Origin of the sequence: Eubacterium sp. ER2, from assembly GCF_000765215.1 — a bacterium.
Classification (GTDB): Bacteria; Bacillota; Clostridia; order Lachnospirales; family Lachnospiraceae; genus Claveliimonas; species Claveliimonas intestinigallinarum.
The window spans coordinates 152,338-168,208 of sequence record NZ_JPJE01000032.1; the positions used below are offsets into that span (position 1 = coordinate 152,338).

The following is a 15,871-nucleotide window of genomic DNA, read 5'->3' on the forward strand; positions in this document are numbered from 1 at the left end:
GATGGAAAAAGCTCGTATTTTCTTAAAGATGGTTTGGTTTAATCGTAAGAATTATCTGTTATATTTACTGTGTAATAGTTTCACCATAGCTTTTCTGCAGGCGTTTTTATCAATCGGACAGAATCAGTCCTTCATGTTCAGCAATAAAATTGATCCAATGATCTCTAGCAATGTATTTGCACCAACGGTTCTAACTATACTGTTTATGATACTTTTTATTCCATATACTTATGAGGCTTTTTTTAAGAGCAGGAAACAGGAATATGCTGTTTTAATGACACTCGGAATGACAGAATATGAAATAATCGGAACCATGATGGCAGAGTGCCTGGTGATCGGTGTACTCAGCTTTGTCTGTGCCAGTGTACTGGGTACCCTCCTGTCTGTTTTTTTCTTCTTTTTCCTTCGTAATGTGATAGGATTGTCCGCTATGGGATGGGAATTTCATATAGACACCTATACGACTTCAGGGAAAATGTATGCTGTAGTGATTGCGATTATTCTGCTTTTGAATATTATCAAACTTATACATGCACAGTTGTTGGATCTCTTTAAGGCACGGTACAAGGAAGAAAGGAAAAGCAAGGGAAACACGGCGTTTTTAATCATTGGTTTGGCGGTTATTTTATCGGCTGCTGCAATTATGATATATAATTATGATTTGTGAAGTACAAATGTGTGGTTTTTAAGTGTTGGAATCGCATTCATCGGTTTAAGCATTGTATTCAGAAATTTTGACTGTACTTTTTATAAAAACAGAAATAACAAGTGGAAAATAAGCCTGTCACTTGTTCTCCAGTATATAAAATCATGGAGACTGATAAGTTTTATTTCTGCTTTTCTATTTATTGTTGTTATATTCTTTTCAGCACATTGCGCAGTGACCTTTCCGAGCTTTGCAGATACTGCGCTCGCATACTCACCTTATGACCTTTTCTATGTGCGTTCTACACAGGTCAATAATATGGCAAAGAGTGAAATGACTCAGATTTTGGATAAGTATGGGGTAAACGTTACTGAAGAAAAAACATTGGATTTCTTGAGAAATGAAAGCTTTAACATTCTGCCGTCCAATGAGGTCAATGACAAATTCGGCTGTGAGTTCAAGGTGGCCCCAGGGCAGTTCATCCAATTGTTCCAATATGATGAAAACGATGGATATGAACATGATCTGCAGCCAGTAAAAAAGATATCCGTAAAATGCAGAGATGGTAGCGATCTTCATCTGGAATTAGACGGTCAAGAAAATAAAATACTGCTGAACTCCTGTCGCAGTCTGGCAGATAAGACTCTTATTGTAAATGAACAGGACTATATGAAGATTAAGGAAAATTCCAGTGAATACATGTGTGAAACCGCAGTTATGTATCAGTTTGGGGATTGGCAAACATCAGGGACAGCAATTAGAGAATTGCAGAAAAGTATGAGTAAACAAAATAGTTTATCTGAAGAAGATCAGTATGTATACACATTATCATCAAAAATTGAAAGCTATGAAACTGCCCAGCAGTCTTCAGAAGTCCTGGCTTTCTTACTCTTTTTTGTGGATGCAATGTTTTTTGCTGCGGCCAATATCAGTATATTTTATAAAGTGAAATCAGAATTAAATGACGAAAAACATATAGCTTTAAATTTAAATCGGGTAGGCATTACAGACAAAGAATTTTGGAACATATTGACAAAGAAGAATGGCTGCTATTATTTAATCCCGGTATTATCTGCCATTTTAATAGGGGTATTTTATAGTTATAGCGTGAATTCTGTCTATGAGTATGGTAAAGCAGGGTTGATATGTGGCCTGATTGTTTCCTGTATTTTGCTTCTTGTACAGGTCTTGATAATCTGGAAAGTAACGAAATACGAATTTAACCCCGGAATATAAAAAGGAGCCGTCACAGTGCCAGTATTCTATGTTGCCCGGTTCCCCACGCATAGCTGTCCGCCGCATAGTTTTTTCCACAGATCTTTATTTCCCAGCGCCGACAGGTCATTTGGATAGGCATATGCTGTTTCAAACGCAAGTGTCAGCACAGCTAACAGCAAAAGGCGCATCCTGCCCGTGATTAAATCCGCACGGGCAAAATACGCCTGTTCTTCCTCTGCTTGGCAAGTGCAAATCCCGTTTTTATTCCTCCGCCTTCAGGATGAACAGCCTGGAGTCGAAATCCCGCGGAGCATTCTCCCGGTCTGTCACCTCCCCGGCGGTTCCGTCCGTGGTGATCAGGCCAATGTTCATCAGTTCGTCTCCGTAAAAGCTGCCAAAGGGCTGCTCTGTCTCTTTTCTCACCTGGATCTCATACCTGGCCTCCGGATCCAGCCCCCTGAGGGGCAGCCTTGTGTAGGCCAGGTTGGCCCCGGAGAGGGTTCTGTACCAGCCCGCGATGGCCTCCTTCTTATCCTTGCTGACCGCCATCCAGGCAGTCACATTTCCCTCAAAGGGGCTCTGCAGGCGGTAGAAGGTACCGAACTGCAGGAGATGCCTGTACTCCTTCATGAACCGGATCTGGTCCTTCACCGCCTCCTGCTCCTCAGCTGTCAGGGTGTTCAGATCCAGCTCGTAGCCAAAGGTTCCAAAGCATGCCACATTGGCTCTCGTGTGCAGGGGAGCAGTCCTGCCTGTCTGGTGGTTGGGGGAGGTGGACACGTGGCTTCCCATGCTGCTGACAGGGTAGCAGTAGGAGGTGCCGTACTGGATCTTCAGGCGCTCCACCGCGTCCGTGTCGTCGCTTGTCCAGGCCTGGGGCGCGTAGTACAGCATGCCCGGGTCAAAGCGGGCGCCGCCGCTGGCACAGGACTCAAAGAGCACATAGGGGAACTTCCGCGTCAGCCTGTCGTACAGGTCATACACGCCCAGGATATACCTGTGGAACACCTCTCCCTGCCTGTCTGCGGGGAGGGCGGGACTGTAGCATTCTGTGATGCTCCGGTTCATATCCCACTTGATATAGGAAATCTTCGCCTCTGACAGGATCTTTTCCATCATGCCGTAAATGCAGTCCACCACTTCTTTCCTGGAGAAATCCAGCACATACTGATATCTGCCGTGGGTGGAGGGGCGTCCCGGCACATGGAGGATCCAGTCCGGATGGGCCCGGTAGAGGTCCGAATCCTTATTCACCATCTCCGGCTCAAACCAGAGACCGAATTTCATGCCCATGTCATCAATCTTCTGTGCCAGACCGGCAATGCCCCCGGGCAGCCTGTCCCGATTGGCCACCCAGTCGCCCAGGCCGGCCCGATCGCTGCACCGCTTTCCGAACCAGCCGTCGTCCAGAACGAACATCTCCACTCCGCACTCTCTGGCCTTTCCTGCAATCTCCAGTATCTTTCCCTCTGTGAAGTCGAAATAGGTTGCCTCCCAGTTGTTGATGAGGATGGGGCGCTCCCTGTCTCTCCAGTACCCTCTGGCCAGCCTCTTCTGGTAGAGTCTGTGGAAGGTCTGGCTCAGATCGTTGAGCCCCCGGTCTGTGTACACCATAACCGCCTCCGGAGTCTGGAAGGCCTCCTTCGGCTCCAGCTTCCAGTCAAAGCCGTCCGGGTGGATGCCCATGAGAACTCTCGTCGTGTCGTGGGAGCCGACCTCCGCCTGGGCCAGGAAATTCCCGCTGTACACAAGGCTGAATCCAATGGCTTCCCCCTGGAATTCATCCGCCTGAGGGCGCTTTAATATAATGAAAGGGTTGTGCTCATGGGAGGAGTGTCCTCTTCTGCTTCCCACGGACAGAATGCCCTCCTCCAGGCGGCGCACTCTCGGATACCGCTCCCTGGCCCAGGCCCCCGAGAACTGCATCCAGTCATAGTCGTGATCCGGCAGGTCCAGGCACAGGCTCATGGCTGTCGTCAGGTGAAGAGGCTGCTCTCCCCTGTTGACAAATCTGGCGCTGCGCGCAATAATGCCCCCCTGCGCAAAGATGGTATAGGACAGCTCCAGCGTCATCCCTGTGACGGCGTCCTCCATGGTCACGGTCAGCGTCCGGGCCTCGCTGTCATCCTCTGTGTAGGTGGCCGGAAGTCCCTCAAGAGATGGTTTTCCGTCTGAAATGCGGTGGCTCTTATAGACAAAGGCGCTGATCCTGCTGCCGTTCTCCTGCAGGATCTCCACCGCCGGGGAGCGGTAGTCCCCTGTGCCGTAGGAAGGGTACTCCTGCTTGATATGCTCCAGGGAGTAGGCCTTGCTGTCCTCAAAGGTGCAGGACGCCATAGGCCGGGGCAGATTTTCCAGAAGATAGGAAAAATCGTCTCTGTCATGCACTCTCTTTCCAAAGTAAAGCTGTCCCAGCTGTCCGCACCGGAGCACCTTCATGATATAGCTGACCTGGTCATTGTACAGGTGAAATGTCCTGCTCTCTTCTCTCCATATGATGTTCATTCTGACTGCCTCCTGTTTTTTTGCAATACATTTCCGAAATGCATGTTTCTCGTTTCGATCTATGCATCTATTATATACAGAAGGCCTCTGTCAGAACAGGACAATAAGTTACAAAAAACAGTCAAAATGTTAGATTTTTATTCTCCTTAAAGAGGCCCCCTGTTTTCCTCTCTCGTCTTCCTCTGCTGCTCCGCGTTCCGCTTCCTGTAGGCCGATGGCGTCATTCCCAGTCTGGCCTTGAAGATCTTGGAAAAGCCCAGGGTATCCTGATAGCCGCAGGACAGGGCCACGCTCTCTATGGAAAGCTCGGTGATCTCCAGAAGCTGGGCTGCCCTCGTAATGCGGAAGCTGGTCAGGTACTCTTTGGGAGACATGCCGAGCTGATCCCGGAAGAGGGTGTAGAGATAGCTCCTGTTGATGCCCACATAGGCGGCGATCTCCCCCACCTGCACCGGGTAGGAATAGTGGTGCTGGATATACTCCACCGCCTTGCGGATGTAGAGATTGTCGTCCTTCCCGCCCCGGTCCGCCTCGATCTCCATATTCCGGGCCAGGACGGAGAAGAACTGGTAGAGAAGCCCCTCCAGCAGGTACTCATTTGCCACCGTGTAATTCTTGTTCTCCAGCATGGCCAGAACGATCCTCTCCAGCTCCTCCCCGCAGGCGCACTGGTAGATGAGCTGCCCGCTGTTCAGCCCCAGATCCCGCAGGTACTCTCCCGCCTTCTCCCCCGCAAATCCGATCCACAGGTAGGTCCAGGGATCCTCCTTATCCGCCTCGTAGAAGGTCTGCACCTCCGGCTCAATGAGAAAGCCCTGTCCCGCGTGGAGGCGGTGTTCTTCCTTTCCGGCCGAGAACCGGCCCTTCCCCTTCAAAATATAGTGCAGGATATAGTTGGGCCTGACTGCCGGGCCAAAGCTGTGGAGGGGCAGGCACCTGGCATAGCCGCAGAAGCACAGGTACAGGTCCGAAAATTTTCTGTTTTTCATCTGGAGTACATATGAATAGTCTTCCATAAAAAAAATCCTCCTGTGATATTTATACCACAGGAGGAGGGATTTATCATCTGTTTTCACTCTCCGCCCTTTCCTTGCAGGACAAGCTCGTAAAGCCTGAACTCCATGGGAACGCCTATATCCGCATAGGTGATCCTGACCGTATCCACATACTCAAACCCGAAAGATTGATAGACTTTTACAGGTATGTCATTTCCCACGATGCAATCCAGGCGTATGGCCTTCTGTTCCCATCTCCTGGCAGTCTCAATCGCGTGCTTTACAAGCTGTTTGGAAAAACCCCTTCCGCCGTAGTCCGGCAGGACGCGCAGAGCGTGAAGGATGACCACTTCATTTTCCGCGGCATTTATATGCCAACGGACAGTGTGGTAGGCCTCGTCGCAGTCATGGTCCATGATATAGGCCGCCACGATCCTCTCATCCTCTATACCGATAAACTGGGAGCCGTCTTCCACAGCCCGCTCTACCATGTCCCGGGAAGGAAAGCCCCCCTTATTCCCATCGGGCAGAAAATCCTTTTCTCCCAGCACTTCGCACATTGTGCTGTAAAAGGACATAATTTCCGCCAAATCTTCCATCGAAGCCTGCTCAATCTTCATTTTTGCACCACCTTCTATCCGGATTGTCCTGAAAAAAGTGTACCACAGGAGCAAAAAATTTTCCAGCTGACGCGTCGCTTTCTTTTCTGTGTCCATGGTATAATGATTGTGCAAAAGCGCAATCTGAAGCGAGAAAGGAGAAAAGAGATGAAGCTCCTTAAGAACCGCTGGTTCATCCTCGCCGTGGCCTCCATCGTGAATTTCGTCCACGGGAACCCCTATATATGGACTGTCTTTCAGCCCTGCGTGAAGGAGGAGTACGGCCTCACCACAGCGGCCTCCAGCCAGCCCTTCACCATCATCATCGGCATCTTTGCCGCCGGCAACATGCTGGGCGGATATCTGCAGCACCGGATCGGCGCCAGAAATACTATCTTCTGGGGCAGCTTTGTCATGTGCGCCGGCTTCTTCCTGGCCGCCATGGCTCCCCTCCACATGCCCTGGCTCATCGACCTGGGCTACGGAGCCCTGGGCGGCCTTGGCTCCGGGTGCGCCTTCAGCATGCTGACAGCCGTGCCCCAGGCCTGGTTCCCCGAGAGACGGGGCATGGTCTCCGGCCTCACCATCGGCATGGTGGGCATCTCCGGCATCCTCATGAACCCGCTGTGCGACTGGCTCCTGTCCTCCTTCGGTTACCGCACCGCCATGCTCTGCGTCACCGCCATCTACGCTGTGCTGAGCCTGGGCGGTCTCCTGGTGACAGAGCCGCCAAAGCAGAGGGCGCCCCACATCCGGGAGCAGTCCCGGAGGCAATACACCCCCGGCCAGATGATGCGCACAAGGACCTTCTACGTCATCAGCCTGACCATGGCTCTGGCAGTTCCGGCCTACGTGCTGGTGAACCCGGTGATGAAGTCCCTGGGTATGGAGCGGGGCCTCACCTCCGGCCAGGCTCTGGCAGCGGTCATGGCCGCCTCCGTGGCCAACATCATCGGACGCTTCGCCCTGCCCTGGCTCTCAGACCGGACCGGCCGCCGGAAGGTGCTCTTTGCCCTCTATCTTCTGTCCGCCATATCCGTCCTCGGACTCACACGGGCATCCGGTCTCCTCTTTTCCCTCCTTGCCTCCGCCGTCTGCCTGGTGTACGGCGGCGTGGTGAGCCTCTTTCCAGTCGTGGTGTCGGACCACTTCGGCACCCGCCACCAGGGAACAAACTACGGGGCGGTCATGATCGGCTATGGCCTTGCCTCCATCCTGTGCCCCTTCCTCCTGAACCTTGCGGGCCAGGAGCTGTCACTCGTCATCGCGGGAGCGGCCAGCGCGGCCGGCCTTCTCCTGCTGCGGTTCTTCTAGTGTCCGGATGTGGCCTTCAGACCCATGATCCCCACCAGGAGCAGAAGGACAAAGAAACACCTGGCGGGGGTGACGGACTCCTTGAAAAGAATGACTCCCGCCGCCACTGCCCCCAGGGCGCCGATGCCTGTCCAGATGGCGTAGGACGTGCCCAGGGGCAGCGTCTTGGTGGCCTGCGAAAGGAAGAGAAAGCTGATCACCATTCCCACAATGGTCAGCACTGTAAATTTCAGCACAGTGAACCCTTCAGAGAACTTCAGGCAGGTGGACCAGAACACCTCCATCAGACCTGCGATCACAAGATAAACCCATGCCATAATCAAATACCTCCTATGTAATCTTTTTCTTTGCTGCCGCCAGACACAGAAAAAAACGCCCTATCTATTCCAACTAAGGCCTACTGGAATAAATAAGACGTTACCCGGCGGTAAATCTCCGTAAATTCTGTTTCTATGTCCGCTCCGTTCCCTCCAGAGGGAACGTTTTTCAGCCATTCAAAATTACCATACACGGGCCGGAAAGTCAAGGCTGCCTCCTAAAAAATGCGCCAGGAGGGGAAGGGAAGCTCCACGATCCGGGTGCACACCTGCTCCAGCAGGCTGTTGTCGTGGCTCACCACCAGAAGTCCCAGGGAGCGCCTCTTCGACTCCTCCAGGAGAAACTGCCAGATCTGGGCTTGGGTCACCAGATCCAGCATGGCGGAAATCTCATCGCAGAGGAGAAATCTCACTCCCGGGTGGAGGGCCCTTGCCAGGCAGAACCTCTGCAGCTCCCCGCCGGACAGCTCTGACGGGAAACGGTCCATCCATCCCTCCTGGATATGCAGCTCCTCCTTCAGCCTCTCCTCCACGTCGCCAGCCTCCGAAAGGGTGGTCCCCAGCCTCAGCAGCGGATCCACCACTGTCTCCGGATGCTGCCAGACCATCTGCACCGGGCAGGCTCCCCTGTAGGAGCCCAGGGGCTTTCCATCCAGCAGGATCTCCCCTCTCACCGGCTTTTCATACCCTGCCAGGAGCCTGCACAGGGTGGTCTTTCCCCGGCCGCTGGGTGCCTTGAGTCCCACCCGTTCCCCGCTGTCCAGGGACAGGCTGAACTGGTCCAGCACCGGCGCCTTCTTTTTCCCTCTGTAATAAAATGTCACATTTCTTGCTTCCAGCGTCATACTGTTTCCTCCTTTTCCGGATACAGGCAGCGCACCAGCCCGCCTCTGACCTGCCGCACAGGAATGTGATCCGCCTCGCCGCACTCTTTCTGGCAGGCCTTACACTGTCCGGCAAAGGGGCAGCCGGCTGAGACTGTGCCCGGGTAGGGCTGGCTTCCCCGGATGGGCGCAAAGCCGTGGGAGGGCATGGCCCGAAAGAGGGCTCTTGTAAATGGATGCCGGAGTCTTCCCTCCTCCTGAAAATCTTCTGCCGCCGCCTCCTCGATGGTCTCCCCGGCGTAGAAGACCACTACCCGGTCCGCGATGGTGAGGGCCAGCTCCAGGTCGTGGGTGATAAAGAGCATCCCCGCGCCGCCCTCTGTCATCTCCCGGAAATGTCCCAGGATGCGGCCGGCCGCCCGGGCGTCCAGTCCCGGTGTGGGCTCGTCCGCGATAATGAGCTTTGGCTCATCCATGACAGCGGAGGCGATCAGCACTCTCCTTGCCATGCCCCCGGACAGCTCAAAGGGATAGAGGTCCGCCGTCTCAGGGCCAAGGCCGTACCGCTCCAGCACCTGCCGGCAGCGCTCCTTTGTCTCCTGATCTTTCCTCCCCCTGGTAAGCTGGGATCCCACCTTCATGAGGGGATCCAGGTAGGTGACGCCCTGGGGAATGAGGGCCAGGCCGTTTCCCCGCAGCTTTTCCGCCCGCTCCTTTGTCAGGGGCTCTCCGCCGTAGAGGATTTCTCCCTCCATATGGCTGTTGTAGGGAAGGATGCCCAGGATGCCGTGGGCCAGAAGGCTTTTCCCCGACCCGCTGGCGCCCACCACGGCCACCACCTCGCCTGCGCCTACGGTCAGGTTCAGATCCCGGATCACAGGCAGGCTTCTTCTTTTGGTTCCCCGCTCGTACTGGGTGAACCAGATGGACACATGGCGCACCTCCAGTATTGACTTTTCCATCCTTTCGCCTCCTTCCTTTTATTCATGAACGCTGGCAGGATCCAGCAGATACCGCACTCTCTCCCCCAGCAGGGCAAAGAGGACCACCACCAGCACAAGAGAGAGCCCCGGGAACAGAGCCAGCCACCATCTCCCGGTGGTCAGGTACTGCATGCTCTCCGACAGGATCACGCCGATGGCGGGCTGCTCCGAGGAGAGGCCAAAGCCCAGAAAGGTAACGCTGGCCTCGTGAAGGATGGCGTGGGGGAAGAGGAGGATCAGCCCTGTGAGGAACTGGGGAAACAGGTGGGGCAGCATGTGCCGGCAGGCCACCTTAAGCTTTGACACTCCCAGCTTCTCCGCCACCAGGATGTAGGGCGCTCCCTTCAGCTGCAGCACCTCCCCCCGAATCACCCTGGCCAGGGAGGGCCAGTGGCTCAGGGACACGCCTGCCACGACGCCGACAAAGCCCCGGCCGCAGGCGATGGAGATGAGCATCACAAGCAGGATGTGGGGGATTCCCATGACAAGGTCTATGCACCAGGAGATGACGCTGTCCGCCCTTCTCCCCAGGGTGGCAGCCGCCGTCCCCAGCGCCAGCGCCGCGGCCGCGCTCACCGCCGCCGTCAGAAGGCCGATCCGGATACTTAAGGAGAGCCCTGCGATGGTCCTTGTAAACATATCCCTCCCCATCCAGTCTGTCCCGAACCAGAACGCCCCTCCCGGCGCCAGGTTGGTCCGGGAGAAATCGGTCACAGCCGCCTCCTTTTCCAGGAAGATCCCCGCCGCCGTGATCCCCGCCAGTATGAGAACGGCCAGGACGAGAAAGAGGAGGGTGCTTGTTCTTCTGTTCCAGTGTCTTTCCATCATTTCGCCGCCCTCCTTCTTATCTTCGGATCCACCGCGCCGTAGAGAAGGTCCGCCGCCAGATTGCCGCCAAACACGATGGCCGATGTGATGAGGGTAATCCCCATCAGGAGAGGCAGGTCGCTGCCAAGCCCCGCCGTCACGGCTGCCTGCCCCAGTCCCGGGTAGGAGAACACCTGCTCCACCAGGACGGAGCCGCCTATGATCTCGCTGACAGACCCAAACTGGAGGGTGATGGCGGGCAGGGATACGCCCCGCAGCCCGTGCCGCCAGACGATGGAGCTCATGGACTCCCCCCTGGCCCTGGCAAAGAGGACATAGTCTGACTCCATCACATCCACCATTTTCTCCCTCGTGTGCAGGGCAATATTCGACACCCCTGTGATGCTCAGGGTGACAGCCGGCAGGATGGCGTGCTGCAGCCTGTCCCCGGCCGTCACCAGGCTGCTCTCCATGCCGATGGGCACAGAGAGCCCCGCCGGCAGCCAGCCAAGCCACACAGAAAATACCAGAAGGAGAAGGATAGCCAGCCAGAAGGCCGGCGTGCTGGAGATAAGCAGGCACCAGCCCCGGATCAGCTTGTCCGGCCAGCGCCCTCTCCACACCCCCGCCGCTACGCCCAGCAGCAGCCCCAGCACACCCGATATTATCCAGGCGGACAGAAGGAGAAGAAGGGAGCTGGACAGCCGCTGCCAGATGACAGCGGCCACCGGCTGCCGGTAGAGAAGGGAGGTACCCATATCTCCGCAAAGCAGGCCTTTCAGCCACTCCGCATACCTCTCCAGGGGAGGCGTGTCCATGCCCCAGTAGGCCTCCAGGCGCTCCACCTGCTCCTGGCTCATGGTGCCGAGGGCCGCCTGCCCCACATTGGTCTGCAGAGGATCCAGGGGGGAGGTGCTCATCAGAAGAAATGTGACGATGCTGACTCCCAGGAGCAAAAGCCCCATCCGCAGTAATTTTTTCGCCGTAAACTGTAGGCGGTGTCTCAAAATGATCAGTCCTTTCGTATACCCTTTACTCAGCGGCTGTGTCCGTGGACCAGGTCCACTGGTCTACGTTGTTGACCAGAGACCAGCCGTGTCCGTGGGGATGGATTTTCTGCTCCGCCACAGTAAGCCCATCTCTCACCCAGTAGAGATGGTCGATGTTGACCAGCCACACCCAGGGAATGTCCCCCTCCTGGGTCACTCCCGTAGTGCCGTCCCACTGGGCCTTCTGCCACAGCTCATAGGAGGTCTCCAGATCGCTGCTGGCAAGGGCCTGATCCATGTAGCTGTCCACGGCAGCGTTACCGTAGGGGGAGTACTGTGCGGAGCCTGTGCCCTCTATGGTGTTGTAAATGTTGTAGAGCTCCATGGGTGTGTGGGCGCCCCAGCCCCACAGGAGAGGCTGGGAAAGGGCCCTGTCGTAGGCTGTGTCCCAGCCCACCCCCTCGGTGGTGCAGGAAATGCCCAGCTCCTCCATCTGATTTGCAAAATCTGCTGTCAGGGCCTGCCGCACTGTGTCCCCGGTGGAATACAAAAGATGAAGCTCAGCCTTCTGCCCGTCCTTCACCCGGACGCCGTCATCCCCCATGCCCCAGCCCGCCTGGTCCAGGAGATCCGCCGCTCCCTGGGGGTCATACTCCACCTGGGAGGCCTCATTGTACCAGGGAAGCTGGTCGCAGACACTGTAGGCGGGACTTCCGTAGCCGTTCAGCACGTTGTCGATCATCTCCTGCCGGTCCACCCCCATATTGATGGCCCGGCGCACAAGGACATCTGACGTGAAATCATTTCCCACGGTCCGCCCCTCCTCGTCCGTTGTCTCCTCCACGGCAGGAAGGTTAAAGCCTCTGTTGTCCACGCTGGCGTAGGAGGCCAGGCTGTAGCCGCCGATCTCCTGGTCAGAGTAGGTGGCGGAGGTGTAGGCCACGTCCACCTCCCCGGCCTGGGCGGCCAGAAAGGCCGCGTCCTCCTCCATAAAGAGGATCGTGACCTGCTTCATCCTGGGCGCCTCACCGTAGTAGTTTGGGTTGGCCTCCAGGATCACCTGCTGCCCCCTGTCCCACTGCTTCAGCATATATCGGCCGGATCCGATGGGATTGGCCCCGTAGGTCTGGCTGTCGTAGGCGTGCTCCGGCACAATCCCCACAATGGCCATGGTGTAGGGCCAGATGGAGAAGGACCGGCTCATGTGGAAGAGGACTGTGGTGCCGTCCACTGCCTCCGCATAGTCCAGCATGGTAAAATCATTGACGGAGCTTGCCTCCTTCACTGTATTGTAGGTAAACGCCACATCCTCCGCTGTCAGGGGCTCACCGTCCGTAAAGGACACGTCGTCCCGGATCTTCACGGTCCAGGTCAGCCCGTCCTCGCTGACGGAATACTCTGTGGCCAGGTCATACCCGATGGTCAGGTCTGTGTTGGTCACGGTGAGGGTGCTCTGGATCAGCGGCTCGTGGACATGCTCTCCGGCTCCCCAGCCATAGGCCGGGTCAAATCCCGCCTCCGGCTCAGAGGTGGGGCCCATGGCGATGACCACGGAGTCCGTATCCCTTCCGGAGCTGCCCTCCTGCCCGGAGTCTGCCCCGCCGCCGGCGCATCCGGCCAGCAGTCCCGCCGCCAGCGCCAGGGCGAGAAAACTGGAAATCAGTCGCTTTTTCATCTATCTGTCACTCCCTTTTTCTGCTGTTTTATTTATCATCGAGCCGGCGCAGCGTCTCCCGGTACACGGTCTCATAGGGAACTCCGTTTCGCTCGGCCAGCTCCGCCACATCCTCGTACTCAGGCTTCCTGTGAAAGATCCCGTGTCCCTCCGCCGTCTTTACCCGCACCTGGCCCCATGGGGTCTGGACAGTCTTCATCCCCGGCCTGAGGAAGTATTTTGTGCACCTGCGGGCGCGCAGCCCGTTGGTGGTCGTCTCCTCCAGGACATGCCGGGCCATCTTCTCCTCATCCCGGGGATCGCAGAGCACGGTCAGCACATGGCCGGGCCGCCCCTTTTTCATGGTCCCGGGGATGGTGTAGGCGTCCAGCGCCCCCTCCTGGATCAGCCGTGCGCAGGCAAATCCCAGCGCCTCCGGTGTCATGTCGTCAATATTGCAGACAAGCTCTGTGATGGCGCCGTCGCCGCCATTCTTTCCCTCTTCTCTGCTCTCTCCTCCGTCGCCCTGCTCCGGCATGGTCCGGACACGGCCTGTCTCCTCCAGGGACTCCCCCAGGAAGGCGCGGACGCAGTTTGCCTGTTCAAAGGTCTTCGTGCCAATGCCAATTCCAGTGCGGCTTCCCTGCATGAGAGGCATGGGGCCGAACTCCTCGGCAAAGTACTTCAGCAGGGCCGCACCGGTGGGAGTACAGAGCTCTCCCTTCACAGCGCCACCGTAGACGGGAACATCCTCCAGGATGTTGGCCGTGGCCGGCGCAGGCACAGGCATCACGCCGTGGGCGCAGCGGACTGTGCCGCTCCCCACATGGACAGGGGATACGATGATCTTCTCCGCTCCCAGAAGATACATAGCGTAGCACACCCCCGTCACGTCTGCCACCGCATCCAGGGCTCCCACCTCGTGAAAGTGGACATCCCCCTCCGGGCAGCCGTGGGCCTTCGCCTCCGCCTGGGCAATGATGCGGTACACAGCCTTCGCGTTCTCCTTCACCTGCTCCGGAAGGTCCAGCCCGCTGATCAGCTCCCCGATATGCCCCGGGGTGGCGTGATGGTGATGGTGGCCGTGGGCATGGTCGTGATGGTGGTCGTGGGCATGGTCGTGATGGTGGTCGTGGGCATGGCCATGCTCGTGGACGCCTGGCCCCTCCGGCTCTGTCTCCTCCTCCCCGTACACGGTCACCGCCATGTGTGTTCCGGCAATACCGCAGGTGGAGCCCTTCTGCGCCTCCAGGTGCACGCCGGGGAGCTCCAGACTGTTCATCCTGTCCAGAAACCTCTGCTTGTCATCCAGAAGCTCGTAGAGAGCAGCCATGAGCATATCCCCGGCTGCACCCATGTTACATTCAATATAAAGTGTCTTCATTTTTTGTCCTCCTTTATGCTTTCCATCTGGTTGATCATGCTGGCCAGATAGCCGGCCCCAAATCCATTGTCAATATTCACCACACTGCACCCGGAGGCACAGGAATTCAGCATAGACAGAAGAGCCGACAGCCCTCCGAAGCTGGCTCCGTACCCCACGCTGGTGGGCACGGCGATGACCGGGCAGTCCACCAGACCGCCCACCACCGAGGCCAGGGCTCCCTCCATGCCGGCCACCGCCACCACGCAGCGGGCGCTCATGAGCACATCCAGGTTGGAGAGGAGCCGGTGAAGTCCCGCCACGCCCACATCATAGAGCCGGGTCACCTTGTTTCCCATGGCCTCCGCCGTGAGGGCCGCCTCCTCGGCCACCGCCATGTCGCTGGTCCCCCCTGTGGCCACCACGATGTTTCCTCTCCCGGGCCGCTCCTCCGGAAAGGCGATGGCCAGCCTGGGAATGGGGTGATAGTCCACCGGAACCACCGCCGACAGCTCGTCTGCCGCCTCCTGTCCGATCCTTGTGACGAGGATGTTGCGGCAGCCTCTCTCTCCCATAGTCTTCACAATGCCGATGATCTGCTCCGGCGTCTTCCCTGCCCCGTAGATCACCTCCGCCGCTCCCTGCCGGACGCTGCGGTGGAAATCGATCTTTGCGTAGTCCAGATCCTCAAAGGGCTCCTCCTTCAGCGACAGAAGGGCTTCCTCCGGGGAAGTCTGCCCACGGGCCACGCTCCGAAGCAGCTCAAGTATATCCTGCTTATTGTCCATTTTTGTCTACCTCCTCTACACAGACGGGCTCCGCTCCTCCAGGTCAAGAAGAACCTCCTGGAAAAGCGGCTTTAATGCCTGCACGATCTCGCTTCTCTTGTCCACTGCCAGGGCCATCTGCTCCCCGGTCACCTGGAGCCGGGCTTTCTCGCCGGAGAGCCTCACCCGGAAATCCCGGAAGCCCAACGCCATGAGAGCCGTCTCCGCCTGTTCTGCCCTCTGGAGGTCCTCCCGGGTAATCTCTGTCCCCGTGGGAATTCTGGTGGCCAGGCAGGCGTAGGCCGGCTTTTCCCAGGTGAAAAGTCCTGCCTCCCTGGAAAGGCTGCGCACCATGTCCTTTGTGATGCCGCACTCCCGCAGAGGCGAGCGCACCCTGAGCTCCCGCAGGGCCTGCATACCTGGCCGATCCCCGGCGTCGTCGGAGGCGTTGGTGCCGTCCAGCAGAACAGTGTACCCGTCCTTTGCCGCCTGTTCCCGCAGTCTCGTAAAAAGAGCCCTCTTACAGTAGTAGCACCGCCTGGGGCCGTTCTGCGCCGCCTCTGGCACGCCCAGGATATCCATGTCGATTACCTGCATGGGTATGCCCAGCTCTCCGGCCAGCCTTCTGGCATCCTCCAGCTCAAACCGGGGCTGGAAGGCAGTATGTATATAGTAGGCCTGTATCTGGCAGCCCTGTTTTTTTGCCGCCCACAGAAGGAAGGCCGAGTCCGTCCCTCCCGAGAAGGCCACGGCCGCCCTGGGCACTTCCCTGAAAAATGTCTCTAATGTCATATCATCTCTCCTCGTATAATAAGCCTGTACCCCAGATATACAGGGGTGGGATTATTCACTTTTAATGGTATAGAGGAGTCATCCCTCCGGAGGTTCTC

General features: G+C 56.9%; 15 protein-coding genes. 3 read left to right on the forward strand and 12 right to left on the reverse strand.

Features of this window, described 5'->3' with window-relative positions; all coding sequences use genetic code 11:
* The first annotated feature begins 1 nt into the window (after window position 1).
* Window positions 2–667 (forward strand): FtsX-like permease family protein, encoded by a 666-nt coding sequence (locus tag NI21_RS0112045; protein ID WP_147581194.1) that lies wholly within the window; start codon window positions 2–4, stop codon window positions 665–667.
* 297 nt (window positions 668–964) lie between these two features.
* A complete protein-coding gene (locus tag NI21_RS0112050; RefSeq protein WP_033126432.1) occupies window positions 965–1,882 on the forward strand; it encodes a hypothetical protein in 918 nt (305 codons plus the stop codon).
* Window positions 1,883–2,125: 243 nt separating this feature from the next.
* Here NI21_RS0112050 and NI21_RS0112055 read toward each other — a convergent pair whose 3' ends face one another.
* The 3 genes from NI21_RS0112055 to NI21_RS0112065 all read right to left on the reverse strand — a co-directional run bounded on the left by NI21_RS0112055 (window position 2,126) and on the right by NI21_RS0112065 (window position 5,984).
* Entirely contained in the window at window positions 2,126–4,369 is a 2,244-nt protein-coding gene (locus NI21_RS0112055; protein ID WP_033126433.1) for an alpha-galactosidase, read from the reverse strand.
* Window positions 4,370–4,515: 146 nt separating this feature from the next.
* Window positions 4,516–5,385: an AraC family transcriptional regulator gene (locus NI21_RS0112060; protein WP_033126465.1), complete on the reverse strand. Its 870-nt coding sequence runs from the start codon at window positions 5,383–5,385 to the stop codon at window positions 4,516–4,518.
* A gap of 56 nt (window positions 5,386–5,441) precedes the next feature.
* A complete protein-coding gene (locus NI21_RS0112065) occupies window positions 5,442–5,984 on the reverse strand; it encodes an N-acetyltransferase (protein WP_033126434.1) in 543 nt (180 codons plus the stop codon).
* A 147-nt stretch (window positions 5,985–6,131) separates the two neighbouring features.
* Here NI21_RS0112065 and NI21_RS0112070 point away from each other — a divergent pair, with 147 nt between their 5' ends.
* Window positions 6,132–7,277 carry an MFS transporter gene (locus NI21_RS0112070; protein ID WP_033126435.1) on the forward strand — a complete coding sequence of 382 codons (1,146 nt, stop codon included), beginning with the start codon at window positions 6,132–6,134 and terminating at the stop codon, window positions 7,275–7,277.
* Here the strand turns inward: NI21_RS0112070 and NI21_RS0112075 are convergent.
* The 9 genes from NI21_RS0112075 to larE all read right to left on the reverse strand — a co-directional run bounded on the left by NI21_RS0112075 (window position 7,274) and on the right by larE (window position 15,773).
* The gene (locus tag NI21_RS0112075; RefSeq protein WP_033126436.1) at window positions 7,274–7,594 is read right to left on the reverse strand and encodes a multidrug efflux SMR transporter; all 321 of its coding nucleotides are present in this window, start codon (window positions 7,592–7,594) and stop codon (window positions 7,274–7,276) included. The genes NI21_RS0112070 and NI21_RS0112075 overlap by 4 nt on opposite strands.
* A 218-nt stretch (window positions 7,595–7,812) precedes the next feature.
* A complete protein-coding gene (locus tag NI21_RS0112080; protein WP_033126437.1) occupies window positions 7,813–8,439 on the reverse strand; it encodes an ABC transporter ATP-binding protein in 627 nt (208 codons plus the stop codon).
* Window positions 8,436–9,380 carry an ABC transporter ATP-binding protein gene (locus NI21_RS0112085; RefSeq protein WP_033126438.1) on the reverse strand — a complete coding sequence of 315 codons (945 nt, stop codon included), beginning with the start codon at window positions 9,378–9,380 and terminating at the stop codon, window positions 8,436–8,438. The genes NI21_RS0112080 and NI21_RS0112085 overlap by 4 nt, the downstream gene beginning before the upstream one ends.
* Window positions 9,381–9,398: 18 nt before the next feature.
* Complete coding sequence (locus NI21_RS0112090; protein WP_369792812.1) at window positions 9,399–10,229, reverse strand: ABC transporter permease; 831 nt, start codon at window positions 10,227–10,229, stop codon at window positions 9,399–9,401.
* Window positions 10,226–11,173 (reverse strand): ABC transporter permease, encoded by a 948-nt coding sequence (locus NI21_RS0112095; protein ID WP_052084087.1) that lies wholly within the window; start codon window positions 11,171–11,173, stop codon window positions 10,226–10,228. The genes NI21_RS0112090 and NI21_RS0112095 overlap by 4 nt, the downstream gene beginning before the upstream one ends.
* Window positions 11,174–11,240: 67 nt before the next feature.
* Complete coding sequence (locus NI21_RS0112100) at window positions 11,241–12,872, reverse strand: ABC transporter substrate-binding protein (RefSeq protein WP_033126440.1); 1,632 nt, start codon at window positions 12,870–12,872, stop codon at window positions 11,241–11,243.
* A 28-nt stretch (window positions 12,873–12,900) separates the two neighbouring features.
* Window positions 12,901–14,235 carry a nickel pincer cofactor biosynthesis protein LarC gene (gene larC / locus NI21_RS0112105; protein ID WP_033126441.1) on the reverse strand — a complete coding sequence of 445 codons (1,335 nt, stop codon included), beginning with the start codon at window positions 14,233–14,235 and terminating at the stop codon, window positions 12,901–12,903.
* Window positions 14,232–15,002 carry a nickel pincer cofactor biosynthesis protein LarB gene (gene larB, locus NI21_RS0112110; protein ID WP_033126442.1) on the reverse strand — a complete coding sequence of 257 codons (771 nt, stop codon included), beginning with the start codon at window positions 15,000–15,002 and terminating at the stop codon, window positions 14,232–14,234. The genes larC and larB overlap by 4 nt, the downstream gene beginning before the upstream one ends.
* A gap of 15 nt (window positions 15,003–15,017) precedes the next feature.
* The gene (larE, locus tag NI21_RS0112115) at window positions 15,018–15,773 is read right to left on the reverse strand and encodes an ATP-dependent sacrificial sulfur transferase LarE (RefSeq protein ID WP_033126443.1); all 756 of its coding nucleotides are present in this window, start codon (window positions 15,771–15,773) and stop codon (window positions 15,018–15,020) included.
* Window positions 15,774–15,871: the final 98 nt, after the last annotated feature.